Origin of the sequence: Flagellimonas baculiformis (assembly GCF_033441575.1) — a bacterium.
Taxonomy (GTDB): Bacteria; Bacteroidota; Bacteroidia; order Flavobacteriales; family Flavobacteriaceae; genus Flagellimonas; species Flagellimonas baculiformis.
The window spans coordinates 437,895-462,514 of the sequence record NZ_JAUZVW010000002.1 but is presented as its reverse complement, the minus strand read 5'-3'; the positions used below and the strand labels follow the sequence as shown (position 1 = coordinate 462,514).

Below are 24,620 nucleotides of genomic sequence, written 5' to 3'. Positions count from 1 at the left end.
AAAAAGCTAGCTAACAAGAGTTTGTAATGGCCTATCAAGTTCCCGAACCCAAAATTTTTGCCTGTACCCAAAGCATTGAATTGGGCAAGAAAATAGCCGCTTCCTATGGTGCGGACTTGGGAAAGATCCAATTCTCCAGATATAGTGACGGGGAATTCCAGCCTTCCTTCGAGGAGTCCATTCGCGGAGCCAGGATTTTCATTATAGGCTCTACCAACCCAAGCTCGGAAAACTTGATGGAAATGCTGCTGATGCTGGATGCCGCCAAAAGGGCCTCCGCTAGGCACATTACGGCCGTGATGCCCTATTTCGGGTGGGCCAGACAAGATAGAAAGGACAAACCCCGTGTTCCCATCGCCGCCAAACTGGTGGCCAAAATGTTGGAGACCGCAGGGGCCACCCGCATCATCACCATGGACCTGCATGCTGATCAGATACAAGGATTTTTTGAAAAACCTGTGGATCATCTGTTCGCTTCCACCCTGTTCCTTCCCTATCTGAAAGGACTGAACTTGAACGACCTCTGTATCGCATCGCCCGACATGGGAGGCTCCAAAAGAGCCTATGCCTATTCCAAGGCGCTGGAGTGCGATGTGGTCATCTGTTACAAGCAACGGGCCAAGGCCAATGTCATTTCCCATATGGAACTGATCGGCGATGTGCAGGGCAAAAATGTGATCTTGGTGGACGATATGGTGGACACCGCCGGCACCCTGACCAAGGCTGCCGACCTGATGATGGAAAGAGGGGCCGAAAGTGTACGTGCCGTGACCACGCATGGCTTGCTCTCCGGAAACGCGTATGAAAAAATAGAAAAATCAAAATTGACGGAACTAATCATCACCGATTCCATTCCGATCGATCACAACCAAAATAAAATAAAGGTATTGAGCTGTGCCGACCTTTTTGCGGACGTGATGCACCGAGTGCACCACAACACCTCGATATCGTCAAAATTTTTAATGTAGCCTTCGACTACGCTCTGGCTGACAAAACGGGGCACTTCGAAGATAAATTTTAGCATAAATTAAATATTAATATAGATTATGAAGTCAATTACAATCAAAGGATCCCAAAGAGAAAGCGTGGGCAAGGTAGCTACCAAGTCCCTACGTAATGCTGGTAAGGTCCCTTGCGTGCTGTACGGAGGGGAAAAACCATTGCACTTTTCAGCTGAAGAGCTGGAATTCAGAGATTTGGTGTACACTCCAAACGCACACACAGCTGTGATTGAGTTGGAAGATGGCCAAAAATTGGATGCCGTACTACAGGACATCCAGTTCCACCCAGTGACCGACAAAATCCTTCACGTGGATTTCTACCAATTGTTCAAGGACAAGCCAGTTACCATGGATATCCCTGTTCGTTTGGAAGGAAACTCCCCAGGGGTACGTAACGGTGGACGCTTGCTTTTCAGAAAGCGAAAACTTTCCATCAAGGCCCTACCTGAGCTACTTCCCGATTTTATCACCGTGGATATCTCCAAGTTGAGGATAGGCGGAACCATTGCCGTGGAAACCGTGTTGAGCGACGATTACACCATTCTTCACCCGGACAGCACCGCCATTGTACAGGTGAAAGCTTCCAGAACTTCCATTGCCGATGAGGCGGAAGATGAAGAAGAAGGAGCTGAGGGAGCCGAAGCTGCTGAAGGTGGCGAAGCCACTACCGAGGCAGAGGCTACGGAATAGTCCAGATAACCTTTTTCAAGAGCATCCCTGTTTTTATTTCGGTAAAATTTGGGATGCTTTTGTATTTTTAACCTGTTGTACATTTTGAAGGTTTTTATACCAAAGCCGTCAATTAGCTTCGCTCAGTTCGGCTTTGCCTCGGGTCGAGTGAAATTCCGAAGGAATTTTGTATCGAGAAATCGAAGATTCAGCGTAGCTAATCGGTTTTTGGTTTGAAATTCTGGTTCTCGATACAATTTTTCTTCCGAAAAATCACTCGAACTGACAAATTACAGTCAAAATGCACAACGGATATTTTTAAGAAAATTCCATTCACCGAGTGTTCAATTTCATCAACAAGCTTTTTGGCACACCAAAGCAGCTATTGCAAGAAAAAGACCCCATGAAAAAATTTCTCGTCGTAGGCCTTGGGAACATTGGCCCCAAGTATGCCGAAACACGCCACAACATCGGGTTCAAAGTCCTGGATTTTTTGGCGGAACAGGAAGATTTTACTTTTGAGGACGCCAAACTGGGCGCAGTGGCCACTTTTAAACATAAGGGAAAGAGCATCATCTGCCTGAAGCCATCAACGTATATGAACCTAAGTGGCAAGGCGGTCAAATATTGGATGGACAAAGAGGGCATTGCCCTCGACAATGTCCTTATCATCACGGACGACATCAATCTCCCCTTTGGCACCATCCGACTGAAGACCAAAGGAAGTGATGGGGGCCACAATGGGCTCAAGGACATCCAAAATGTATTGCAAACGGTCCAATACAACCGTTTTAGGTTTGGTGTAGGGGCAGATTTTGGCAAAGGAAAACAGGTAGATTACGTATTGGGCGAATGGAACGAAGAAGAGACGAAGGCCATGCCCGAGCGTTTAAAAATAGCGACCGAGCTTGTCCGTTCCTTCGTTTTTGCCGGTGTGAAGAACACCATGAACCAGTTCAACGGCAAGTAGTCTAGTACACCTTGAACTCGAACACCCCGGAATCCGAAGTATTCCCTTCCTGATCGGTGGTGATGACCTTCCAATAATATACCGTAGCCGATTCCACACTCACTGGAAATTCCATCGTAGAGGCATTCGTTGTGCCCACGGCGCTTTCCGGAGGGTTATTCGTTGAAAAGAACACTTCAAAAGAAGCAATATCGTTGTCCACATCGGCACCCTGCCATTCCAGGACCACTTCATTAGCGATATTTTTGATTACCGTAGATCCCGACAACGGGTTCATCAATTGGGCAGGAAAAGGAGGATATGTGGTCTGTGATCCCGCATTGTAGAACAGCCATGTCTCGCTTGAGGCCACTTGATCGGACCGGGAGCTTCTGGAAGTCACCGACCATGCAAAAGGGGTGCCTTTGGCAATGGACAAGCTGGCCGACGTGGTGGTGGTTGAAATGGTCTGCGGCACATTGGTGTCAAGATTGACCACACTCAAGGTATAACTTTCCGTATTCTGGGAAGCCTTCCATTGAAAAGTGACCTGGCTCAACGTCTCGTTGACACTGGTTCCCGTGGTACATTCGGAGTTTTCATCCGGAAACACCAATTCTGCCCCCTCGGGTGCAGGTGGTGGACCATCATCTCCTCCGCATGAAACCAACAAGGCCAATAAGGACAGTCCTACTATCTTCCGAATCATCTTTTTATGAATTTAAACATTTCACGCACTCCATTTTTATCCAGGGCGAGGTAATAGATCCCCTTTGGCAACATGGACAGATCCAGTTGAAGGTTTTCCCCTATTGCATTCTTGGTATCCGTAAAGACCAATCGTCCATTGACCGAAAAAATCTCGATACCCACATTTCCTTCAAACCCACCCAAATAGACTTCTGTAACAGCATCGACAGGATTGGGGGAAAGTATGGGCCTTGATGAATAGAAAAACGACTCTTCATAAACGCCTTGGCAGGGCAGATTGGAATATACCCTCAGCGTATTTACGCCTTCCTTCAATGTCAGTTGCATTTTGGATGATTCTGTTTGGGTGACCAGACCGTTGAGTTCTACGTTGAACAAGGTCGCCCCGCTTAAGGTAAGGTCCAGAGCATTGGAATCCAACAGGGCCTCGACGTCCAACTCATCAGGCTGGGTGACCACCGCTGCGAAGCATACTTCTTCATAGGTGATCATTCCATTGGTTCCTGTGATGCAGAGGGAATATTCGCCCGCAATAAGATTCTCAAAAATATGCGAATTGGTAAAATCAACAATCACTGGGGCTCCCCCACCTTCCAAAGTAGCGGTATAGGCAATGGATGTATTCTCTGGAACAATGGTAATGGTGCCATTATTGCTGCTCCTACAGCTTTCGCTTTGAACCTCTATACCAAAATTATCTGAAGCAAACCGATAAATGGCGCACCCATTGGTGTCCACCTCGACACCTTTCGGCGTTCCCAAACAAAGGTCATCGCCATCATCAAAAACCCCGTCTTCATCAACGTCCGGCCTGTAAACACCCTCCACACAAATATCAAGGGAAAATGCTACCAACGCCCCACCATCACTCGAAGCGGTATCCTGGACTTCCAACGTCCATTCTCCCAAAATGGATTCACCCTGCAACGAACCCAACGAACCCAAAGGCTGTACCGTACCCGAGATGGCAGGGCTACCGGAACATGAAATGGGGTCTCCGTCGTCATCGAAGATTGCATTGAGGTTGTTCAGTTCGCCACAGGTATTGGAAATCAAGGCCACCCTTGTTCCGGCTGGCGAAATCAAAGTGACAATGAGATCTTCCAAATAGGTATGGTCAATTTCCAGGTTTACATTGATGTCCGAAATCGGGAGGTCTTCAAAAAATTGGATGGAAGAGGTCACCAAAGGTGTTCCCACGGATGAAATATCCTCAGGGACGTTCCTGGCCTCGGAACTCTTGCAATTGACCTGCGAAGTGGTAAAGCTAAAAGGAGTGCCATAGGTTCCCGTGCCACAGCCATTACTTGGGCGAACCCTCCAAAAATATTCGGTTTCTGGTTGCAGGGCCGTGGTCTTGTATAAATTGAAAGGTACTGTGACAGATTCAATCACATCCACAAAACCAATGTCCGTGGCAATTTCCACATCATAACTTGAATAAAGGGGGTTTTCCTCCCAAAGAAGTTGGGCGTTCAAGGACACCCCGGTCTCTCCGTTGGCAGGAGAAGTGGGCAGCACATCAGCAAACATGCCATCCTGTACCGTCAGGGAGAGGACCACGCTCTTCGTCACGGAGGCGGAAGTGGAAGTCACTGTGATATCATATACCCCAGGAGCGACACTGCCCGTATTGGATAGGGTCAGGTTCACGGCCGTGTCATTGGCACTGGCATCCAAGGGGGCGAAAATGGCGTTGAGGCCCACAGGGACATCCGCAGAAAAGGTGGATGTTTCGGCAAAGCCCGCATAGGTTTCATAGACGAATGGGATTACGATATCATCTGGCTGGCAGACCTCAAAGTCCAGGACATCAAAATTCAATACCACCTGTGATTCTTCAATGGTAAAGTTGGATGCGTTCATGGCAAGGAAGATATTGTCGCTTGCTTTCACCATAATTCTGGCCGAACTGGTAACGTTTCCAGGCAAAAGGACTTCCTCGCTTCCGTCGTTGAGGGTATTTTCCAACAGCGTAATGGGAAAGCTCACCCCCCCATCCAAGGAAAGGAAAATATCCACGGTCTTGGCATCTATGGGCAAGATATTGGTATGGGCCACATCCCATGTGATTTCCTGTACGGAACCAGCCTCGTAAATTTCGTTCGAAGTTTGTGAAGTGACCACAAAGGGACCAGCGGCTTTGACCACCTTTACCTCCAACACATCGGAAATGACCTGTCCACTACCGGCCGCATTGTCCCTAACGGTACAGGCAAAGCGAAGATCTCGTTCTATTTCGGAAACTGTTTCCCATGCGCTGCCTTCTTCAGGCGTTATCTGGGTCAAATTGCCCTGGGCCACTTCCGAAAGTCTGGGAAAATAACGGGCAGGATCTGTATTGGGTGGCAATGACCTAAAAATGGCACCGCTGGGGTTCGTGGGACCAAAATTGGCCGTGGTCACTACCCCATCATCTATTTGTTCCCACGTATAGGTGAGCACATCCCCTACATCTGGGTCTGTTGCGTTTCCTTCCAGCACAAAAGCCGTACCTCTGGGTATGATAAAATCGTCCACCGGCGTCAGCACAGGAGGTAAATTGGTCAATGGTGTTGTCACGGCACAGGAAACCGTTTCCAGATAAGCGGATATTTGCAGAATACTGTTATAATGAAAATAATCATCGCCATTTGAAGCCACATTATTCCCTGACACGATTCCTGCATAGCCCATGATGGTGCTCCCACTGGCGGGTTCGGCCTGTACCCCAGTACCCTCAGATTCAAAGGACCAGGTATGGTTGGCCCCAAACTGATGCCCGAGTTCATGCGCGACAAAATCCAGGTCAAAGACATCTCCCTGCGGGGTGGAAGAGGATGAAAAGGCACTTCCTTTTTTGTTGTTGACGCAAACAGATCCAATAAAACCTGCATTCCCATTGTTCTGGGAGGGCAACTGCACCTTATGGAACAGATGTCCAACATCATAATTGGCCTCTCCTATGACCGAGGTGAGGGTAGATTGCACCTGCGAATTTAAACTGCTTCCGTAGGGATCCGAGGTGGCATTGGTGAAAATAATCTCATCGTTGTTGGCGACCAGTTCCAAAGTGACCCCCAAATCGGTCTCAAAAACCTCGTTCACCCGTGTAATGGTGGCGTTGATGGCCGCCAAGGCCCCTGCAACGGTGCCCCCATGAAAAGAAGTGTACTCCCCTGTGGTGGAAACAGCTATCCTGAACTTTCGCAATACCTGATCATCCACTAAGGGCACAATGGTCTTTGCCGTGGCCATTACGGATTTTTCAGTCTCACAGATAAAATTGTCCTTTTCGGCCGCTCCGGATCCTTCATCATAAACAACATAGGTGTCCGCGGCATTGGACACAGGCTCCATAAAGGTCTTTTTATGCGTGCCCAGGTCCACCACCATGCCTTCAAGGCCCTTTGGGGAGCTACTGAGTTTGATCTTGTATTTTCCATCGGGGCTTACCCCGGTGTAGGACTTGATGTCCGGATATTTTTTTGCGAGATCGGGGTGGAGTACAGGGGTTTCCTCCAAATAGAAAGGAACGACCTCCCCATCGGTACCCGGCAGATAGACCACTTGTTTTCCTTTGGAAGAGGACATTGACTCCACTTCTTTGGCAAAAAGGGTCCTGTCCAACGTAAAGACCTTTTCGGCCTTTCCCATGTCCTTGATGGACGCACTCTTCAGATAAGATTGTTTGGGGATGGATTTCCAATACCCCTGCTGCCCGTGAACGTAAAAGCAGCTAAAAATTATGGTTATTGAAAAAACAAGGTGTAATTTAGCTTTCATACCGATTCAGGGCGTAGTATTAATTCAAATGTAAGCCTTTTTTATTTCTTGATCAGTTGGAAACAATCCAGAACATTTCTCACTTCAATGATATTCCATTCCAAACGGTTACGACCATTGGCACTTTTGATGGTGTGCACCTTGGTCACCGAAAGATATTGGAACGCCTCACAAACAATGCCAAAAAAACAGGGCTGAAATCCACCGTGCTCACCTTTTTCCCCCATCCGCGAATGGTGTTGCAAAAAGATGTGGACATCAAACTGTTGAATACCCTGGAGGAAAAGACCCAGATATTGGAAACCTTGGGCTTGGATTATTTGATCGTGCATCCATTTACAAAGGAATTTTCAAGGTTGTCCGCCACTGATTTTGTGAACGATATTTTGGTGGACGGCCTCAAGACCAAAAAAATCATCATTGGGTACGATCATAGGTTCGGGCGCAACAGAAATGCCAACATCCAAGACCTCATTACCTTTGGGAAGACATTGGATTTTGAGGTGGAGGAAATCCCGGCCCAGGAAGTGGACGACATCTCGGTAAGTTCCACAAAAATCAGAAAGGCACTTTTGGAAGGCGACATCACCACGGCCAACAATTACCTGAGCTATGCCTATATGCTCACCGGAACCATAAAAAAAGGTAAGGGAATGGGCAGGGATTTTGGTTTTCCCACTGCCAATCTGCACATTGCCGAAACGTATAAACTCATTCCCAAGACAGGGGCCTACGTGGTGAGCAGTACCATCAACGGGAAAGTCCATTTTGGGATGATGAACATAGGGTTCAATCCCACAGTGGATGGCACCGAAAAGAGCATCGAGGTCAATTTTTTCGATTTTGAAGGCGACCTCTACGACCAAAAGATACAGGTATCCCTCCTCCATCGGATCCGTGACGAACAAAAATTCGGTTCCATTGAAGAACTCAAGGAGCAACTGAAAAAGGACAAAGACTACTCGTTGGAACTAATCTCCAAATAGATGCTGGCCCATTTCCTGTTCAAAAAGATAGACAACGCCCAACTCATCGTCTTTCGCATTTTCTACGGGCTTTTGGTGAGTGCGGAATGCTATGGCGCCATAGCCACCGGTTGGGTACGGAGAACCTTGGTGGAACCCAAGTTCACCTTCTCCTTTATCGGTTTTGAATGGTTACAGCCCCTTCCAGGCAATGGCATGTACATCTATTTCGCCGTTATGGGCACTTTGGGCCTTATGATCGCCTTGGGCTATCGGTACCGCTTTGCGGCACTTGCCTTCGCCGTGATGTGGACCGGGGTCTATCTCATGCAAAAGACGTCCTACAACAACCACTATTACCTGTTGATGTTGCTCGCCTACATCATGGCCTTCTTTCCTGCCCACAAAGATGCTTCATTGGATGCCAGGTTCCATCCCGAAATTCGGTCGCACAGCATGTCCAACTGGATACGGTGGACCATCATCCTGCAATTGTTCATCGTATATACCTACGCATCCGTCGCCAAACTGTATGCCGATTGGTTGGATTTCAGCATGATAGAAGTGTTGATGCAGTCCAAAAAGGATTATTTTTTGATTGGTGAGCTGCTCCAGCAAAAGTGGGTGCACAAAATTGTGGCCATCTTCGGCATTCTCTTTGATCTGCTCATCGTTCCCGCGCTCTTGTGGAAACCCACACGGAAAATTGCCTTTGTGCTGTCCATATTCTTCCATCTTTTCAACAGTATTGTGTTCCAGATTGGGATATTTCCCTATCTGTCCCTTGCTTTCACCCTGTTCTTTTTTGAACCACAGACCATCCGGAACATTTTTCTAAAGACCAAGACCGTTGAAATGGACGAGGCCTTTGTCTTCCCAAAAAACAAAAACCGCATTCTGTCCATTTTGGGGATTTACTTTGTGATCCAGATCGCCTTACCGCTGAGGCACCATTTTTTTGTAGATGATGTGCTCTGGACCGAGGAAGGGCATCGATTGAGCTGGCGCATGATGCTGCGCAGCCGCACAGGCACCATCCGCTACCGGGTCGTGAACAAGGAAACTGAAAAGGTGACCTACATCGACCTTAAAGAATACCTCACCGCCAAACAACGCAATCGGGTGGCCTGCTATCCCGATTTTTCATGGCAATTTGCCCAACGTCTCAAAAAGGAGTTTGCTGACAAAGGGGAAGATGTCCAAGTTTTTGTGGACAACAAGGTAAAGGTGAACCAAGGGTCGTACCATGAGTTCATCGACCCCGAGGTAGATCTGGCCAGTGTGCCATGGAAGCATTTCTCCCACAACGAATGGATTCTCCCTTCACCCAAGGAATAATAAGTTGGGGACTTCTTAATATTCGATTAAATTTGCGGCTCAAAATAAGGCCATGCTTCAATTACAAATTCTCAGGGAAAACAAGGAAAATGTCATCACCGCTCTAAAAAAGCGCAATATCGATGCAGGACCCATGGTGTCCAAGGTTTTGGAACTCGATGAAAAACGACGTGCCATACAGACCCAATTGGACAATACCCTGGCCGAATCCAACAAACTTTCCAAGGAAATCGGAATGCTCTTCAAATCTGGAAAGGCACAGGAAGCCAACAAGCTGAAAGAGAAGACCGCTGGTTTGAAGGAAGCCTCAAAACAATTGGGCGACGACCTGAACGCCACTGCTGCTGCCCTACAGGAGCAATTGTACCTGATTCCCAACCTTCCCCATGCTTCTGTTCCCGCCGGGAATTCTGATGCCGACAACGAGGAGGTGTATCGGGAGGGCGATGTTCCCAAACTATCCGAAGGGGCATTGCCGCACTGGGAACTGGCCAAAAAATACGACATCATCGATTTTGAACTGGGGGTCAAGATCACAGGTGCTGGGTTTCCCGTCTATAAAGGCAAGGGTGCCCGTCTGCAACGGGCCCTGATCTCCTATTTCTTGGACAAGAACACCGAAGCGGGATATACCGAAATGCAGGTGCCGCACTTGGTCAACGAAGCCTCTGGCTATGGTACGGGACAATTGCCCGACAAGGAAGGGCAAATGTACCACGTGCAGGCCGATGACCTATACCTTATCCCGACCGCCGAGGTCCCCGTGACCAACCTGCACCGGGACGACCTATTGGCCGAAAGCGATTTTCCTATCAAATATACAGGCTACACCCCTTGTTTTAGAAGAGAGGCCGGAAGCTATGGCGCCCATGTGCGCGGACTCAACCGCTTGCACCAGTTCGACAAGGTGGAAATTGTGCGCTTGGAACATCCCGACAATTCCTACAAGGCCTTGGACGAAATGGTGGAGCACGTGAAGAACATCCTTAGGGAACTGAAATTGCCCTACCGTATCCTTCGCCTTTGTGGGGGCGATCTGGGGTTCACCTCTGCCCTCACCTACGATTTTGAAGTCTTTTCCACCGCGCAGGACCGCTGGTTGGAAATCAGTTCCGTTTCCAATTTCGAGACCTTCCAGGCCAATCGCCTTAAGCTACGCTACAAGGACGAGTCAGGGAAGAGCCAGTTGGCCCACACCCTGAACGGTAGCTCTTTGGCATTGCCCAGGGTCTTGGCGGGCATCTTGGAAAATTACCAGACCGAAAACGGTATCCAGATTCCCGAAGTGCTGGTTCCCTATTGTGGTTTTGATGTGATCGACTAGGGTTTTCAATCGATTATTTGGATTCGCTTAACAGAATCCCGGGCATTTCTACGTTATATTTGAAATAAAAACAAGCGATTGCGGCACTTTTTGTTTCTCATATCATTCTGCTTGCTCCACATCTCGACCATGGCCCAAGAGGACTTTTTGGCCAAACAGTACTTCAATGATGGGGATTATGAAAAGGCGGTAGTCTTCTATGAAAAATTGGCGGAGAACAATCCCAGACGGACCGATTATGCCGAGGGACTGGTGGCCTGCTACCAACAGTTGGAACGCTACGATGAGGCCGAGGCCTTTTTGCTGGAGAAGATAGCCGACCCCTACGCCTTTCCCACTTTCTTTATTGAACTGGGCTACAATTACACCCTTCAGAATCAATCTGAAAAAGCAGCAGTGCACTATGAACAGGCCATCCAAAAAATAGATGAAAATCCCAATTATGGATACAGTGTGGGGTATCGTTTTCAACAATATGCCCTGCTCGACTATGCCATACGGGCCTACTCCAGGGCCATGGAACTCAAACCGGACCTGAACTACGATTTTCAACTGGCACGCATCTACGGGGAACAGGGCGATATAGAGAAAATGTACCAATCCTATCTCAACCTGATTTGGGAAGGAAAGACGTCGCGCTCCAATGTACTTCGCAACATCGATGATTTTATTTCCGAAGACCCCACGGACGAAAACAACGCACTACTGCGAAAAGTGCTCCTCAAAAATGCACAACAGAACCCCGATGTGCTCTGGAACGAACTCCTGAGTTGGCTCTTTGTGCAGCAAAAACAGTACAACAGCGCCTTTGGACAGGAAAAGGCCATATATAAGCGTGCCGAAGGAACCAACATGGACCGCTTGGAAAATCTGGGGGATATTGCCCTGGAAGACAAGGACCTTGACACCGCCACCTCTATTTTCCAGTACATTGTGGACAACAGCGACGACCCAAGAGTAAAATTGAATGCCCAACTCCAACTCATTGATATTGTGCTGGAAAATCCCACACAAAAAACACTGGACGATGTGGAAAAACAGTTCAAGGACCTCGTGGCAGAATATGGGAACCAAAGCCAAACGTTGCAGCTGCAAATAGCTTATGCCAATTTTCTCACTTTCAAACGGGAAAGGCCCGAACCCGCCATCGGCATACTCAAGGAAAGTTTGGAACTGCCCATGGGAAGGTTGGCGATGGCCTATGTAAAATTGGCCCTTGGGGATATTCTGGTGTACGATCAGCGGTTCAATGAGGCCCTCATCCTCTATACCCAAGTACAAAAAAGCCTTAAAAACGACGTGCTCGGACAAGATGCCCGCTTCAAGGTGGCACAGACCAGTTTCTACAAAGGGGATTTTGATTGGGCACTTACCCAATTGAAGGTGCTCAGGGGCTCCACCTCCCAACTCATCGCCAACGACGCCATGCAGTTGAGCCTTTTGATATCCGATAATTCACTGGAAGATTCAACCCAGACGGCTTTGAAAAAATATGCCCGGGCGGATCTGCTCGCCTACCAGAACAAGAACAAAGAGGCGATTGAGACCCTAGAGGACATTTTGCTGAACCACAAAGGGGAAAAGATAGAGGACGAGGCCCTGCTGAAACAAGCCCAGCTCTTGGAGGAACAAAAGGAGTATGAAAGTGCCGAGTTCAACTATAAAAAAATCGTGGAGTTCTATGCGGATGGCATTTTGGCCGATGATGCCCATTTTGCCCTTGGGGAACTCTACCAAAACATCCTGAACGATCCCGAAAAGGCCAAGGCCCATTTTGAAAAGATCATCTACGACTATCAGGACAGTTATTATTTCCCACAGGCCCGGACCAATTTTAGAAAGCTCCGCGGGGATGCCATTAATTGATTACGTCGTCGTTCCCGCGAAGGCGGGAATCTCGTAGAATGAGGAATCGTAACCGTATCCATGGGCACTCCATGCGAAATGGCTCAAAATAGCTGCCGATTTCCTAAAAAATACACTAATTTCATCCGCATAGAAACAGACAAAGCATGCTCATATACAACGTCACCATCAATATTGATGAAAGTGTCCATGACCAGTGGTTGGTATGGATGAGGGACAAACACATTCCCGATATGTTGGAAACCGGTAAATTCTCCCACGCCAAAATGGTCAAGGTCCTGGTGGAGGATGATATGGGCGGTATCACCTATTCCATCCAATACACCACACAGGACAGGCAGACCCTCGAGGCCTATTATCGGGAAGATGCAACCCGCCTACGGGCCGAGGCACAAAAAAACTTTCCCAACAAATTTGTGGCCTTCAGGACAGAATTGGAGGTCATCAGCCAACAAATTCCCTGACATTGGAACACCTCTTTACGTATGGCACCCTGCAAGAAGGGCAGGTACAGCAAGATGTCTTTGGGCATCCACTGGAAGGCCATCCCGATACACTGTTGGGTTTCAAAAAGATGGAAAATGCCGTTTACGGCCAGTACCCTGTGGTCATTCGGACAAAAGATGACAAGGACAAGGTGAAAGGAACCGTGTATACCATCTCCACCGCCGATCTGGAAAAGGCAGATGCCTATGAGACCGATGCCTACAAACGGGAAAAATTCCCTTTGGAATCTGGGCTGGAGGCATGGGTCTATATCGAAAATTCCCAGTAACTTGCAAAAAAACCGGCCGTGTCCAAAAAGAAGAAAAAATGGTCTGCCCAAGGCGGAGCCAAAAAACAGGAAGAAGGTGCCGTTCGGGCCAAGAAGCATTTGGGGCAGCATTTTCTCAAGGATGAGACCATTGCCGAACAGATAGCAGGGACCCTTACCCTAAAAGGGTACAAAAACGTGCTGGAGATCGGTCCTGGAATGGGCGTGCTTACCAAACACCTCCTCAAACGCGACCTAGATCTGGTGGCCATGGACCTCGATGCGGAATCCGTCGTGTACCTGAACCATAGTTTCCCCTTGGAACATTCGGAAATCCTCAAAAAAAACAATCGGCTGAACGTCATCGAGGCCGATTTTTTGAAGTTCGACCTGACGGAGCTTTATGGCGATGAGCCATTTGCCATCACGGGGAACTTCCCGTACAACATTTCCAGCCAGATTGTTTTCAAAATGCTGGAGATGCGGGCTCAGATCCCGGAATTTTCAGGGATGTTCCAAAAAGAAGTGGCCCAGCGCATCTGTGAAAGACCGGGGAGCAAAACCTATGGTATCCTGTCCGTGCTGGTACAGGCTTTCTATGAGGCCGAATACCTGTTCACCGTGCCGCCCACTGTTTTTGACCCTCCACCAAAGGTGGATTCCGGTGTATTGCGCCTGATCCGAAGGAATGAACAAAAATTGGCCTGCGACGAACGCCTTTTTTTCAAAGTGGTGAAAACAGCCTTCAACCAAAGGCGGAAGACCATCCGCAACAGTCTTAAAACCTTCGACCTATCCAATAATCTCAAAGAAGATGCTATCTTTGACCAACGCCCGGAACAGCTCAGTGTGGCAGATTTTGTAACGTTGACCCAAAAGATAGCCAATGACCCCGTTTAAACTTACAGACGAGCTTTTAGAAGAGATCCAGCAACTGATCGCGGAGCAGAAGAATGCCGAGCTCCAGTCGATGATGCAGGAATTCCACTATGCCGACATCGCAGAAATTGCCGATGAACTGGATGTGGACGAGGCCACCTATCTCATCAAGCTGCTGGACAGTGAGAAGACCTCCGATATTCTTGCGGAAATGCACGAGGATATCCGGGAAGCGGTATTGAACAACCTTACCGCAAAGGAGATCGCGAGCGAGTTGGAGGAACTGGATACCGATGACGCCGCCGACATCATCAACGAGCTGCCAAAGGAGATCATCCAAGAGGTCATCTCCGAGATCGAGGACAGGGAGCATGCCAAGCATATTGTGGATCTGTTGCGCTATGACGAGGACACCGCGGGAGGATTGATGGCCAAAGAGCTTGTGAAGGTGAACGAGAACTGGAACGTGCTTACCTGTGTGAAGGAGATGCGGGCCCAGGCCGAAAATGTGACCCGTGTGCACTCCATTTATGTGGTGGACGATGAGGGATTACTCAAAGGAAGGCTCTCCTTGAAAGACCTGCTCACCACTTCCACCAAGACGAACATCAAAGATGTGTATATTCCCAAGGTCGATTATGTCAATGTGAACGAAAACGCCGAGGATGTGGCCAAGATTATGTCGAAGTACGACTTGGAGGCCATTCCAGTGGTGGACGAAATCGGCAGATTGGTGGGGCGTATCACCATTGATGACATTGTGGACGTGATCCGGGAAGAGGCCGACAAGGATTATCAATTGGCCGCCGGTATCTCCCGAGAGGTAGAGGCCGACGACAGCATCTGGGAACTCACCCGTGCACGTCTGCCCTGGCTGCTCATAGGCATGTTCGGAGGTATCGGTGCGGCGAGCATCATCAACAGCTTCCAGCCTTTGATGGGAAATTTTCCCATATTGCTCATTTTTGTGCCCTTGATCCAGGCAACAGCTGGGAACGTTGGGGTTCAATCTTCGGCCATTATGGTGCAGGGATTGGCCAACGATACCGTCAAAGGGGAGGTCATGAAACGGCTTTTGAAAGAATTTGCCATTGGACTCATCAATGGTATTGCCATTGCTGCGGTGGTGTTATTGGTCAGCCACTTTTTGTTCGGTACGCCCTATATGGTTTCCATTACCATTGGGATTGCCGTTATACTGGTTATCATCATTGCGGCCCTCATCGGGACCTTTATTCCCGTGTTCTTGGACCGGCGAGGCATTGACCCCGCCATTGCCACAGGACCATTCATCACAACAAGCAACGATATTTTTGGAATCTTGATCTATTTCTCCATCGCCAAATTGATATTGGGAATATAAATAAGTAAGGTATGACACCAAAGGAATTGATAGCGCAATGGGTAAAGATTTTCAATTCGGCCAATGCAGATGCCTTGGCAGAGCTATACCATCCTGACGCCATAAACCATCAGGTGGCAAATGACCCCGTAGAAGGAAAGGAAGCTATCCTTGAAATGTTCAGGAATGAATTTGCGACCGCTGACATGGTCTGTATCATAGAAAATATCTTCGAAGATGGCGAATGGGCCATTTTAGAGTGGAAAGACCCTTTGGGCCTCAGGGGATGTGGCTTCTTTCACGTTGTGGATGGAAAAATCAAATTCCAACGGGGTTATTGGGACAAACTGTCTTTCTTGAAAATGCATAATCTACCTATACCCATTAATTAATCTTCAGAAAATGAAACCCATCAACCTAAAACAAAAACATGCCGAATTCACGAAGCAATGGCATCCGCACCAAATAGCCGTTGTGGACGATATGCAGGTGCTGCTTGCCAAGCTGCAGGGCGAATTTGTCTGGCATTCCCACGAAAACGAGGATGAGCTGTTCCAAGTGATCAAAGGGACCCTCTATATGCAATTTAGGGACAGGACCGAAGTGGTTCGCGAAGGTGAGATCATTGTAGTGCCCAAAGGGGTGGAGCACAAACCGATGACCAAGAACGGCGAAGAGGTGCATGTGCTGCTCTTTGAAAAACTGTCCACTTCGCATACCGGCAAGGTCCAGCACGAAAAGACCCAGACCCACTATCCAAAAATCTAGGAATCGTATCTTTGACCCCATGAAAATTCTCCACGTTGACACCAACCACCCATTGCTCCTGGAGCAATTTGCCCAATTGGGATTTGAAAACCACGAAGACTATACCTCTACCAAAGAAGAAGTGGAAAAAAAAATCCACTTGTACGATGGAGTGATCATCAGGAGCCGGTTCACGCTGGACCAGCAATTTTTGGAAAAGGCGACCAACCTGAAGTTCATTGGCAGGGTCGGGGCTGGATTGGAAAACATCGATGTCCGCTATGCCAAACACAGGGGCATATATCTCGCTTCTGCGCCCGAGGGCAACCGCAACGCTGTTGGCGAACATGCTTTAGGCATGTTGCTCTCCCTCATGAACCATATGTGCAAGGCCAATCGCGAGGTGAAAAAGGGCAAATGGGACCGTGAGGGTAACCGCGGTGTGGAACTGGACGGCAAGACCGTCGGGATCATCGGGTATGGAAACATGGGCAAGGCATTTGCCAAAAAACTCAGGGGCTTTGATGTGGAGGTCATCTGTTATGATATCGTGGGCGGCGTGGACGACGACAATGCCCGTCAAGTAGGGATCATGGAATTCCAACAAAAATCCGACGTGGTGAGCCTGCACGTTCCCCAAACGGAACTTACCCAAGGCATGGTGAATTCCGAGTTCATCAATGCATTCCACAAGCCTTTTTGGCTGTTGAATACCGCCCGGGGCAAATGTGTGGTGACCGAGGACCTCGTCACGGCATTAAAATCTGGAAAAGTATTGGGCGCTGGGCTGGATGTGTTGGAGTATGAGAAAAAATCCTTTGAGAACATGTTCGTCCAAAAACCAAAGGCCTTCAAATACCTCCGAAAGGCAAAGAACGTTCTGCTGACCCCCCATGTGGCAGGATGGACCGTAGAAAGCAAGGAAAAGCTGGCTCAGACCATTGTGGACAAGGTCAAGGCCAAATTTTGCTAATTTTATGGGGTGAAAAAAACGATTTTTGTTTTCTCTGCATTGATCATTGCCTTGTTGGCGCTCTTCAAGTTGAGTTCCTATGCCTATTTTTCAGGGGATGCTTCCATTGAGATCATCCTTTCCGGCATAGCCCTTGTTTTTTTCTTCGTCGGGATATATATCAACAGAAAAACCATTCGTCCATCCACAGATCCAAGTAGTTCCATCGACCATAAAAAAGTGGAACAGCTCGGCATAAGCAAAAGGGAATATGAAGTGCTGGTCCACATTTCCAAAGGATTGTCCAATAGGGAAATCGCGAACATCCTTTTTGTTTCTGAAAGTACCATCAAGACCCACGTTTCCAACCTTCTTGTAAAGCTCGATGCCAAACGGAGAACTCAGGCCATACAAAAGGCCAAAGACCTGCAAATTTTATCCATCTAGACTTTTTCAGAGGAGTTTTCCCCGATTTTGGTACTTTAGTATGAGCCCTCAACTGTACCGCACCGCTACTTTTGGTCCAACCATTTAAATTGAATACCATGAAAAAAACAGTAGTAAAGTTTGGAGCGTATGGTGCCATCACCATTTGTGCCCTTTTTCTGATCAGTTGGTTTGTCCTGGATGATTTCTCCTTGCAGGTACAGGAAGTTTTGGGCTATGTGTCCATTATCCTTTCCCTGAGTTTTGTCTATTTTGGGATCAAACAGTATAGGGATAAGGAAAACGAGGGCAAGGTAAGTTTCAAAGATGCATTGGTCATCGGCATGCTGATCAGCCTAATCACCGCCCTTGTATTTGGGCTTTTGGATGTCTTTTACACCGAGGTGTTGAACCCTGACTTCATGGCCGAATACTATGAAAATGCCGCCGACAACTTGAGGGCGTCCCTTCCTGCGGATCAGCTGGAGGCACAGTTGGCCCGACTGGAAGCGGAGCGCGAACAATTTTCCAATCCTTTGATGTCCTTCACAATCATGGCGCTTACGGTTTTCGTCGTAGGGTTCATCATCAGCTTGCTTTCTTCATTGATCTTACATCGAAAATAATTCCAATATGACCATAGATGCCAAAACTCCGGAAGAATACATCAGCATAGTGCCCGAAGAGCGCAAAGAAGCCTTTTCAAAATTGCGGGAGACCGTAAAAACCAACCTCCCCAAGGGCTTTGAGGAATGCATCAATTATGGGATGATCGGTTTTGTGGTGCCCCACTCCCTCTATCCGGATGGTTATCACTGCGATCCAAAGTCTCCCCTGCCCTTTGCCAACATTGCCTCACAGAAAAATTTTGTGGCCTTGTACCATTCGGCCATCTATGCCGATAAAGACATACACGATTGGTTTGTGGGCGAATATCCCAAACATGTGAGCACGAAACTGGACATGGGCAAAAGCTGCATCCGTTTCAAGAACATCCAGAACATTCCCTATACGCTCATAGGGGAACTGTGCCAAAAGATGACCCCACAGGAATGGATCAGGATCTATGAACAAAACATCAAAAAATCATGAAAAATAGAGTGACAGGATTGGGCGGATTTTTCTTCAAGACCAAGGACCCGGACAAAATCAAGGAATGGTACAAGTCCCATTTGGGCCTCAACACAGACCCATACGGCTGCTCCTTTTGGTGGAAGGACAAGGAGGGAAACGACTGTATGACCCAATGGAGTCCCATGGACGAAAAAACGTCCTATTTCCAACCCAGCGAAAAACAGTTCATGATGAACTTTCGGGTGGAAAACCTTGTGGAACTGTTGGAAGTCCTCAAAAAAGAAGGAGTTGAGGTGATAGGGGAAATTGAAGAATATGAGTATGGAAAATTTGGTTGGATCATGGACCCCGAGGGAAACAAACTGGAACTTTGGGAGCCTGTTGATAAAGCATTCCTTTAGATATCGATTTATTTCCTACATTTAACTTTCATTAACCAACACATTAAAACAATGTCAGAAGAAAAAAAAGACTTTGGGGATAAAGCTGAAGAAGCTGCCAAAGATTTCACTGAAGGTGCCAAAAAAACCGCTCACGAATTCAAAGAAGGCCTCCAAGGCGCCGGTGGTGACAATAAAAAGATCCTAGCAGGCATTTTAGCCATTGTTGTAGGTTCACTAGGTGTACACAAATTCATCTTGGGCTATAACAAGGAAGGTTTCATCCTATTGGGCATCACATTGTTGTCATATCTACTTGTATGTCTTGTAATCGGCGCATTTTTGGTATGGATTCCACCCCTAATTGGTTTGATCGAAGGTATCATTTACCTAACCAAATCTGATGAAGAGTTTTATATGACATATCAGGTGGGCAAAAAACCTTGGTTCTAATAAAAAAAGCCGGATATTTTTTTGTTCGGCTTTTTTATTTCAATATATCATCGTAATATTGCAATATTAAATTTTCATTCATAGACAATTCATGGGCGCCTCCAAAACACATATTTTTTCCGCAACCCATAATGAACTGGCCAAAATCGCGAAGGTCATGGCGCATCCTGCCAGGATTGCCATCTTGGAGTATATCAGCAAACAGGACAATTGCATCTGCAACGACCTTGTGGATGTCATCGGTCTTTCGCAGCCCACCATATCGCAACATTTGAATGAAATCAAAAAAATAGGTCTTCTCAAAGGGACCTTCGAAGGAAAGAATCTTTGCTATTGTATCAACCAAGAACGTTGGGACGAACTGCAACAGTCCTTCCATCTGTTCTTTTCCAATATTAACCGTAATTGCTGTTAAACATGAAAACATCCGAATTCTTATCCCTTTTAAAACAACACCAAGACAAAAGCCTGCTCTTCGAATATGCACCGCACCGATTCGTTGGGGCCAACTACCACATCACCGAAGTGAAAAACATCACCATTGACGCTGTTGACTGTGGCGCCAATACAGATTTTTGGAAAGAGACCATTGTACAGCTTTGGGAAAGCCCCAAAGAGAAGGGCAAGACCGAATTCATGTCGGCCTATAAGGCATTGGGCATCCTGAACAAGGTGGACCGTATCAAACCTATGGTCCAAGATGCCGAGATCAAATTTGAGTATAGCAATCCTGAATTCCATACCGCCCAACTTTTTGTGAGCGATCATGCCTTGGACAACAAGTCCCTCATCTTTAAACTTTCCGTCGAAAAAACGGACTGCAAGGCCAAGGAGACCTGTGGTGTCGTCACCGAAGACCCCATTGAGGAAAAGGCGTGTTGCACTCCTGGATCAGGATGTTGTTAATCCACCAAGATATGATAATCCGAAACATGATCGCTTCCGATTGGGAGCAGGTTGCCAACATCTATTCCGAAGGAATAGCTACAGGGTTTGCCACATTTGAGACCAGTGCCCCTGATTATGGGCAATGGGACAGTTCCCACACCACACATTCCAGATTGGTTGCCGAGGATAACGGAACCGTTTTGGGCTGGGCGGCCCTCTCACCGGTATCCAGCCGCTGTGTGTATGGCGGTGTCGGTGAGGTCAGCATCTATATTTCCGCCCAGAGCCGGGGCAAGGGAATAGGCCGATTGTTGATGGAACGCTTGATCGAAGAAAGTGAAAAAGCTGGGTTTTGGACGATACAGTCCGGAATCTTCCCTGAAAACATAGGCAGTATCAAACTCCATGAAAAAATGGGGTTCCGATATATTGGCAAGCGTGAGCGGATAGGCAAGATCAATGGGGTATGGAAAGATAACCTGTTGTTTGAAAAAAGGAGCAGATCAGTAGGATTAGATCAATAACACCAAAAAATATGAAAAACGTATTGGTACTTTGTACAGGAAATTCTTGCAGAAGCCAGATGGCCCATGGCTACCTGAACCATTTTCAGGACAATCTGGCCAAAATCTATAGTGCCGGGATAGAGACCCATGGCCTGAACCCCGGAGCTGTCGCAATTATGAAAGAAGATGGTATTGACATTTCCCATCATACCTCCAACCATGTAGATGAATATCAGGGTATTGAATGGGACTATATCATCACGGTGTGCGACCACGCCAAGGAACATTGCCCGTACATCCCTTCAAAAAATGCACGAAGAATCCACCAAAACTTTCTAGATCCCTCGAAAATCAAAGGTTCTGAAGAAGATATTCATAACGCCTTTACCCAAGCCAGAAACAGCATAAAGGAATTCTGTCACGATTTTGTAAAGGACGAATTGGCAAACTAAACCCAGCTAAGTATCTGTTTAGTTAATGGCAGTTGGGCCGTTGCCCTCTGCCATTTTTCGTTCCAATTCGGCCTGGAACTCTTCCATGACCGGTTTTACTGTGCTTTCGGGCAGGTCGGCAATCCTGATGTACATAAGCCCGTCCACGGAATTGTTGAACAGCGGATCTACATTGAAGGCCACCACTTTTGCATTCTGTTTGATGTACTTTTTGATCAATACCGGCAACCTTAAGTTCCCTGGCTCTACCTCGCTGATGAGCTTATCGAACTTGTTCAGGTCGGCTTGGGTCTCATCAAAAACAAACTCCTTGTCGGCATCCTTGAGCTTTACCTTGAACTCCTTTTTAGGGCGGATGTACTGGGCCACATAAGGATCCCAATAGTTGGACTTCATGAACTCGATCATCAGCGATTTTGAAAAATTGGAGAACTGGTTGCTGATGCTCACCCCTCCGATCAAATATTTATGCTCCGGGTGCCTCAATGTGGTATGCACGATTCCCTTCCACAGTAAGAATAACGGCATGGGTTTTTGTTGGTATTCCTTGATGATGTAGGCCCTTCCCATTTCTATGGACTTGGCCATCATCCCATACAGTTCGGGCTCAAATCGGAAGAGATCCTGAAGATAGAACCCATCTATCCCATATTTCTCAAATATTTCAGAGCCCAAGCCCATCCGGTAGGCCCCGACAATCGCCTTTTCATCATCGTCCCAAAGAAACAGATGGTGGTAATAGGAATCAAACTTGTCCAGGTCGATGGCATTGTTGGTCCCCTCTCCCACTTCCCTGAAGGTCACTTCGCGTTGCCTCCCGATTTCGTTCAGGCAGAAGGGCATATCCTCTTGTTTGGCCAGGAACACCTCATAATTTTTGCTCTGGAGCACACGACAATCCTTTTCGCGCAATCGTTCAATTTCTTCAGCAAGCACCTTCGCATTGATAGGCGTTGCGATTTTTTGGGGCGGTTTCGGAATCTTCAAAGAGGTCGGGACCTTATCGATCAACCGTTCCTTTTCAAAAGCATTGGCCAGCAGATAGGTCTTTTTTCTGAGCAGTTCGGTGAATGATTCCAAGGTCTCCTCCTCGTTTTGGGTGGCCACCGAAATGGGCTGACCAATACGCACCTTTATGGGCCGCATCCGCTGTGAGGTGAGCTCCGATGGCAGTTTGGCCGTCCGGAACACCTCGTTCATTTTGGAAAGGGTATAAAAAAGTCGGCTGTTCCGGGCATGGAAATAAATGGGCACTACCGGCACTTCCGCCTTTCGGATTAGTTTGATGGCGGCTTCCTCCCAAGGCCTGTCCACCACCAATTTTCCATCCTTGTAGGTGGACACTTCCCCTGCCGGGAAAATCCCCAGTGGATGGCCTTCCCGCAAATGGTTGAGCGCATTCTTGAAACCAGTGATGCTACTCTTGGCATCTTTATGGCTCTCAAAGGGGTTTACGGGCATGATGTAGGGCCTCAATGGCTCTATTCTATGCAGCAGAAAATTGGCGATGATCTTGAAGTCGGGACGCTCGTTCAGCATCAGTTTGAGAAGCAATACCCCATCAATACCCCCCAAGGGATGATTGCTTATAGTGATGTAGGGACCCGACTTCGGGAGCCTTTTTAGGTCCTCTTCGGGGATTTCAAAGTCTATTTCATAATGCTCCAGGATGGCATCAAGAAATTCCGGCCCCGGAAGCTCTTTGTTCTTGTTATAGAATCGATTAATGGTGGTGATCTTGGTGGCAACCATCAAAAGCCATCCCACAAAAGTTCCCAAAAAGCCATATTTGTCCAGATGGACCACTTTTGCCACTTCTTTCGCAGTAACCAACCCCATGCATGTGTGTATTTAGGTAGGGGTAAAGATAGAAAATTACGGGCATTGTCTTTTTAGGCCCTACTTATGAATGGAAGTTGCTATTTAACAACAAGTTGCACCGTTTCCTTGCCGCGCTGCTCCACCAATACGGATTTACCGTTTTGTAGGGATTTCACTGCATCGTCATCAAAATGGCGAATGGTGTAGAGCGATACATCTTCGTGGCAGACCACTTTGAACTTTCGTTTCAATTCTTCCAGCATCGGGTTCAATCCATTGAACTTGTTGTCCAAACATACCGAAAAGCTGATGGCGGAATTCTGGATGAGGTCCACCTTCAATCGATGGTCGTGGAACAGCTTGAATATTTCACTGATACTGTCCTCAACGATGAAGGAAAAATCCAATGTGGAGAGTTTGAGCAGGACCTGGTTCTTTTTCACGATGAAACAGGGCACTTTTGGAACGATCCCTACACCCTTGCCCACTGTGGTGCCTTTGTCCTTAGGGTTGATGAAGGATTTCACGTGAAGTGGAATTTCCTTTCGTTGTAAGGGCTGTAATGTTTTGGGGTGGATTACCGAAGCGCCATAAAAAGCCAATTCAATGGCCTCTCGATAGGAAATCAGGTCCAACAACTGTGCCTTTTCAAAATTTCTTGGATCTGCATTCAGCACTCCAGGGACATCCTTCCAGATGGTCACGGATTCCGCATTGAGGCAATAGGCCAAAATGGCGGCGGTGTAGTCCGATCCCTCCCTGCCCAAGGTCGTGGTGAAATTGTTATCGTCGCTTCCCAAAAAACCCTGGGTGATGTTCAATTTGGACATATCCACCTTTGACGACACCTCGGCTTGGGTCCGCTCCCAATTGATCTGGGCATCCCGATAATTATTGTCCGTCTTGATCAAATTCCTCACATCCAGCCACGTATTGGAAAGTCCCACTTCGTTAAGGTAGGCACTCATGATGGTGGTGGAGAACAGTTCCCCATATCCTACCACTTGATCATATACAAAAGCATATTTGGGAGACTTGTTCCATGCCAAAAAACCCTTTACTTCTTCAAAAAGCAGTTTCACCTTTTCGTGGATGGGGTGCTTGGGGTTTTTGAACAGATCGGACAATATTCCATTATGATACTCGATCACTTCCTGGATGGCCGCAGAAAGTGCGTTCTTGTCATTAAAATAGGCCTCGACCACTTTTTCCATGGCGTTGGTGGTCTTTCCCATGGCCGAGATCACTACCAAAGTGTCCTGATAGCCTACCTCTTTCAACACCTTCACTACATTCTGCACCCCTTCCGCATCCTTCACAGAGGCACCCCCAAATTTAAAAACTCTCATGTACAGTAT

Annotated in this window: 27 protein-coding genes; 23 read left to right on the top strand and 4 right to left on the bottom strand. The window is 47.5% G+C overall.

What is annotated here, in order from left to right; genetic code table 11:
• The first annotated feature begins 26 nt into the window (after window positions 1-26).
• The 3 genes from SD450_RS04825 to pth all read left to right on the top strand — a co-directional run bounded on the left by SD450_RS04825 (window position 27) and on the right by pth (window position 2,640).
• Window positions 27-968 carry a ribose-phosphate pyrophosphokinase gene (locus tag SD450_RS04825; RefSeq protein ID WP_318343502.1) on the top strand — a complete coding sequence of 314 codons (942 nt, stop codon included), beginning with the start codon at window positions 27-29 and terminating at the stop codon, window positions 966-968.
• Window positions 969-1,046: 78 nt separating this feature from the next.
• A complete protein-coding gene (locus SD450_RS04820; RefSeq protein WP_318343501.1) occupies window positions 1,047-1,691 on the top strand; it encodes a 50S ribosomal protein L25/general stress protein Ctc in 645 nt (214 codons plus the stop codon).
• A gap of 319 nt (window positions 1,692-2,010) precedes the next feature.
• Window positions 2,011-2,640 (top strand): aminoacyl-tRNA hydrolase, encoded by a 630-nt coding sequence (gene pth / locus SD450_RS04815; RefSeq protein WP_318343500.1) that lies wholly within the window; start codon window positions 2,011-2,013, stop codon window positions 2,638-2,640.
• A 1-nt stretch (window position 2,641) separates the two neighbouring features.
• On the opposite strand, the gene SD450_RS04810 is transcribed toward pth, so the two are convergent.
• Together SD450_RS04810 and SD450_RS04805 are read right to left on the bottom strand one after the other, a co-directional pair.
• Complete coding sequence (locus SD450_RS04810) at window positions 2,642-3,328, bottom strand: hypothetical protein (protein WP_318343499.1); 687 nt, start codon at window positions 3,326-3,328, stop codon at window positions 2,642-2,644.
• Window positions 3,325-7,095, bottom strand: a complete 3,771-nt coding sequence (locus SD450_RS04805) for a zinc-dependent metalloprotease (RefSeq protein ID WP_318343498.1) — start codon at window positions 7,093-7,095, stop codon at window positions 3,325-3,327. Before SD450_RS04805 ends, SD450_RS04810 begins: the two co-directional genes overlap by 4 nt.
• A 56-nt stretch (window positions 7,096-7,151) precedes the next feature.
• On the opposite strand from SD450_RS04805, the gene SD450_RS04800 reads away from it, so the two are divergent.
• The 20 genes from SD450_RS04800 to SD450_RS04705 all read left to right on the top strand — a co-directional run bounded on the left by SD450_RS04800 (window position 7,152) and on the right by SD450_RS04705 (window position 21,441).
• The gene (locus SD450_RS04800; RefSeq protein WP_318343497.1) at window positions 7,152-8,081 is read left to right on the top strand and encodes a bifunctional riboflavin kinase/FAD synthetase; all 930 of its coding nucleotides are present in this window, start codon (window positions 7,152-7,154) and stop codon (window positions 8,079-8,081) included.
• On the top strand, window positions 8,082-9,398 hold the full coding sequence (locus SD450_RS04795; protein WP_318343496.1) for an HTTM domain-containing protein: 1,317 nt from the start codon (window positions 8,082-8,084) through the stop codon (window positions 9,396-9,398).
• A 52-nt stretch (window positions 9,399-9,450) separates the two neighbouring features.
• Entirely contained in the window at window positions 9,451-10,722 is a 1,272-nt protein-coding gene (serS, locus tag SD450_RS04790; RefSeq protein ID WP_318343495.1) for a serine--tRNA ligase, read from the top strand.
• Window positions 10,723-10,851: 129 nt separating this feature from the next.
• Window positions 10,852-12,588 (top strand): tetratricopeptide repeat protein, encoded by a 1,737-nt coding sequence (locus SD450_RS04785; RefSeq protein WP_318343543.1) that lies wholly within the window; start codon window positions 10,852-10,854, stop codon window positions 12,586-12,588.
• 146 nt (window positions 12,589-12,734) lie between these two features.
• On the top strand, window positions 12,735-13,052 hold the full coding sequence (locus SD450_RS04780) for a DUF4286 family protein (RefSeq protein ID WP_318343494.1): 318 nt from the start codon (window positions 12,735-12,737) through the stop codon (window positions 13,050-13,052).
• Window positions 13,053-13,054: 2 nt separating this feature from the next.
• The gene (locus SD450_RS04775; protein WP_318343493.1) at window positions 13,055-13,363 is read left to right on the top strand and encodes a gamma-glutamylcyclotransferase family protein; all 309 of its coding nucleotides are present in this window, start codon (window positions 13,055-13,057) and stop codon (window positions 13,361-13,363) included.
• Window positions 13,364-13,381: 18 nt separating this feature from the next.
• The gene (rsmA, locus tag SD450_RS04770) at window positions 13,382-14,242 is read left to right on the top strand and encodes a 16S rRNA (adenine(1518)-N(6)/adenine(1519)-N(6))-dimethyltransferase RsmA (RefSeq protein ID WP_318343492.1); all 861 of its coding nucleotides are present in this window, start codon (window positions 13,382-13,384) and stop codon (window positions 14,240-14,242) included.
• Window positions 14,229-15,584 (top strand): magnesium transporter, encoded by a 1,356-nt coding sequence (gene mgtE / locus SD450_RS04765; protein ID WP_318343491.1) that lies wholly within the window; start codon window positions 14,229-14,231, stop codon window positions 15,582-15,584. Before rsmA ends, mgtE begins: the two co-directional genes overlap by 14 nt.
• 11 nt (window positions 15,585-15,595) lie before the next feature.
• On the top strand, window positions 15,596-15,955 hold the full coding sequence (locus tag SD450_RS04760; protein ID WP_318343490.1) for a nuclear transport factor 2 family protein: 360 nt from the start codon (window positions 15,596-15,598) through the stop codon (window positions 15,953-15,955).
• 10 nt (window positions 15,956-15,965) lie between these two features.
• On the top strand, window positions 15,966-16,331 hold the full coding sequence (locus SD450_RS04755; protein ID WP_318343489.1) for a cupin domain-containing protein: 366 nt from the start codon (window positions 15,966-15,968) through the stop codon (window positions 16,329-16,331).
• 19 nt (window positions 16,332-16,350) lie between these two features.
• On the top strand, window positions 16,351-17,283 hold the full coding sequence (locus tag SD450_RS04750; protein WP_318343488.1) for a 2-hydroxyacid dehydrogenase: 933 nt from the start codon (window positions 16,351-16,353) through the stop codon (window positions 17,281-17,283).
• Between the two features lie 9 nt (window positions 17,284-17,292).
• Window positions 17,293-17,709 (top strand): response regulator transcription factor, encoded by a 417-nt coding sequence (locus tag SD450_RS04745; protein ID WP_318343487.1) that lies wholly within the window; start codon window positions 17,293-17,295, stop codon window positions 17,707-17,709.
• A gap of 98 nt (window positions 17,710-17,807) precedes the next feature.
• The gene (locus SD450_RS04740) at window positions 17,808-18,314 is read left to right on the top strand and encodes a DUF4199 domain-containing protein (protein WP_318343486.1); all 507 of its coding nucleotides are present in this window, start codon (window positions 17,808-17,810) and stop codon (window positions 18,312-18,314) included.
• 7 nt (window positions 18,315-18,321) lie between these two features.
• Window positions 18,322-18,780, top strand: a complete 459-nt coding sequence (locus tag SD450_RS04735; protein ID WP_318343485.1) for a DUF1801 domain-containing protein — start codon at window positions 18,322-18,324, stop codon at window positions 18,778-18,780.
• Window positions 18,777-19,163 carry a VOC family protein gene (locus SD450_RS04730; protein ID WP_318343484.1) on the top strand — a complete coding sequence of 129 codons (387 nt, stop codon included), beginning with the start codon at window positions 18,777-18,779 and terminating at the stop codon, window positions 19,161-19,163. Before SD450_RS04735 ends, SD450_RS04730 begins: the two co-directional genes overlap by 4 nt.
• A gap of 51 nt (window positions 19,164-19,214) precedes the next feature.
• On the top strand, window positions 19,215-19,595 hold the full coding sequence (locus SD450_RS04725; RefSeq protein ID WP_318343483.1) for a TM2 domain-containing protein: 381 nt from the start codon (window positions 19,215-19,217) through the stop codon (window positions 19,593-19,595).
• 91 nt (window positions 19,596-19,686) lie between these two features.
• Window positions 19,687-20,010 (top strand): ArsR/SmtB family transcription factor, encoded by a 324-nt coding sequence (locus SD450_RS04720; RefSeq protein WP_318343482.1) that lies wholly within the window; start codon window positions 19,687-19,689, stop codon window positions 20,008-20,010.
• A 2-nt stretch (window positions 20,011-20,012) separates the two neighbouring features.
• Complete coding sequence (locus SD450_RS04715) at window positions 20,013-20,501, top strand: DUF6428 family protein (protein ID WP_318343481.1); 489 nt, start codon at window positions 20,013-20,015, stop codon at window positions 20,499-20,501.
• Window positions 20,502-20,512: 11 nt separating this feature from the next.
• Window positions 20,513-21,007, top strand: a complete 495-nt coding sequence (locus SD450_RS04710; protein ID WP_318343480.1) for a GNAT family N-acetyltransferase — start codon at window positions 20,513-20,515, stop codon at window positions 21,005-21,007.
• Window positions 21,008-21,018: 11 nt separating this feature from the next.
• The gene (locus tag SD450_RS04705) at window positions 21,019-21,441 is read left to right on the top strand and encodes an arsenate reductase ArsC (RefSeq protein ID WP_318343479.1); all 423 of its coding nucleotides are present in this window, start codon (window positions 21,019-21,021) and stop codon (window positions 21,439-21,441) included.
• Window positions 21,442-21,459: 18 nt separating this feature from the next.
• Here SD450_RS04705 and SD450_RS04700 read toward each other — a convergent pair whose 3' ends face one another.
• Both SD450_RS04700 and SD450_RS04695 read right to left on the bottom strand, forming a co-directional pair.
• The gene (locus SD450_RS04700) at window positions 21,460-23,280 is read right to left on the bottom strand and encodes a lysophospholipid acyltransferase family protein (protein ID WP_318343478.1); all 1,821 of its coding nucleotides are present in this window, start codon (window positions 23,278-23,280) and stop codon (window positions 21,460-21,462) included.
• 80 nt (window positions 23,281-23,360) lie between these two features.
• The gene (locus SD450_RS04695; RefSeq protein ID WP_318343477.1) at window positions 23,361-24,611 is read right to left on the bottom strand and encodes an aspartate kinase; all 1,251 of its coding nucleotides are present in this window, start codon (window positions 24,609-24,611) and stop codon (window positions 23,361-23,363) included.
• Window positions 24,612-24,620 lie beyond the last annotated feature (9 nt).

Excerpts from the sequence above, each read along its gene's own strand:
- SD450_RS04795 (WP_318343496.1), top strand. The coding sequence starts at position 8,082 with ATGCTGGCCCATTTCCTGTTCAAAAAGATAGACAACGCCCAACTCATC.
- SD450_RS04755 (WP_318343489.1), top strand. The coding sequence starts at position 15,966 with ATGAAACCCATCAACCTAAAACAAAAACATGCCGAATTCACGAAGCAA.
- SD450_RS04725 (WP_318343483.1), top strand. The coding sequence starts at position 19,215 with ATGTCAGAAGAAAAAAAAGACTTTGGGGATAAAGCTGAAGAAGCTGCC.
- SD450_RS04820 (WP_318343501.1), top strand. The coding sequence starts at position 1,047 with ATGAAGTCAATTACAATCAAAGGATCCCAAAGAGAAAGCGTGGGCAAG.
- SD450_RS04715 (WP_318343481.1), top strand. The coding sequence starts at position 20,013 with ATGAAAACATCCGAATTCTTATCCCTTTTAAAACAACACCAAGACAAA.
- mgtE (WP_318343491.1), top strand. The coding sequence starts at position 14,229 with ATGACCCCGTTTAAACTTACAGACGAGCTTTTAGAAGAGATCCAGCAA.
- SD450_RS04710 (WP_318343480.1), top strand. The coding sequence starts at position 20,513 with ATGATAATCCGAAACATGATCGCTTCCGATTGGGAGCAGGTTGCCAAC.
- SD450_RS04720 (WP_318343482.1), top strand. The coding sequence starts at position 19,687 with ATGGGCGCCTCCAAAACACATATTTTTTCCGCAACCCATAATGAACTG.
- SD450_RS04825 (WP_318343502.1), top strand. The coding sequence starts at position 27 with ATGGCCTATCAAGTTCCCGAACCCAAAATTTTTGCCTGTACCCAAAGC.
- SD450_RS04740 (WP_318343486.1), top strand. The coding sequence starts at position 17,808 with ATGAAAAAAACAGTAGTAAAGTTTGGAGCGTATGGTGCCATCACCATT.
- SD450_RS04695 (WP_318343477.1), bottom strand. The coding sequence starts at position 24,611 with ATGAGAGTTTTTAAATTTGGGGGTGCCTCTGTGAAGGATGCGGAAGGG.
- SD450_RS04700 (WP_318343478.1), bottom strand. The coding sequence starts at position 23,280 with ATGGGGTTGGTTACTGCGAAAGAAGTGGCAAAAGTGGTCCATCTGGAC.
- SD450_RS04810 (WP_318343499.1), bottom strand. The coding sequence starts at position 3,328 with ATGATTCGGAAGATAGTAGGACTGTCCTTATTGGCCTTGTTGGTTTCA.
- serS (WP_318343495.1), top strand. The coding sequence starts at position 9,451 with ATGCTTCAATTACAAATTCTCAGGGAAAACAAGGAAAATGTCATCACC.
- SD450_RS04805 (WP_318343498.1), bottom strand. The coding sequence starts at position 7,095 with ATGAAAGCTAAATTACACCTTGTTTTTTCAATAACCATAATTTTTAGC.
- SD450_RS04705 (WP_318343479.1), top strand. The coding sequence starts at position 21,019 with ATGAAAAACGTATTGGTACTTTGTACAGGAAATTCTTGCAGAAGCCAG.
- SD450_RS04730 (WP_318343484.1), top strand. The coding sequence starts at position 18,777 with ATGAAAAATAGAGTGACAGGATTGGGCGGATTTTTCTTCAAGACCAAG.
- SD450_RS04785 (WP_318343543.1), top strand. The coding sequence starts at position 10,852 with ATGGCCCAAGAGGACTTTTTGGCCAAACAGTACTTCAATGATGGGGAT.
- SD450_RS04780 (WP_318343494.1), top strand. The coding sequence starts at position 12,735 with ATGCTCATATACAACGTCACCATCAATATTGATGAAAGTGTCCATGAC.
- SD450_RS04760 (WP_318343490.1), top strand. The coding sequence starts at position 15,596 with ATGACACCAAAGGAATTGATAGCGCAATGGGTAAAGATTTTCAATTCG.
- SD450_RS04735 (WP_318343485.1), top strand. The coding sequence starts at position 18,322 with ATGACCATAGATGCCAAAACTCCGGAAGAATACATCAGCATAGTGCCC.
- SD450_RS04750 (WP_318343488.1), top strand. The coding sequence starts at position 16,351 with ATGAAAATTCTCCACGTTGACACCAACCACCCATTGCTCCTGGAGCAA.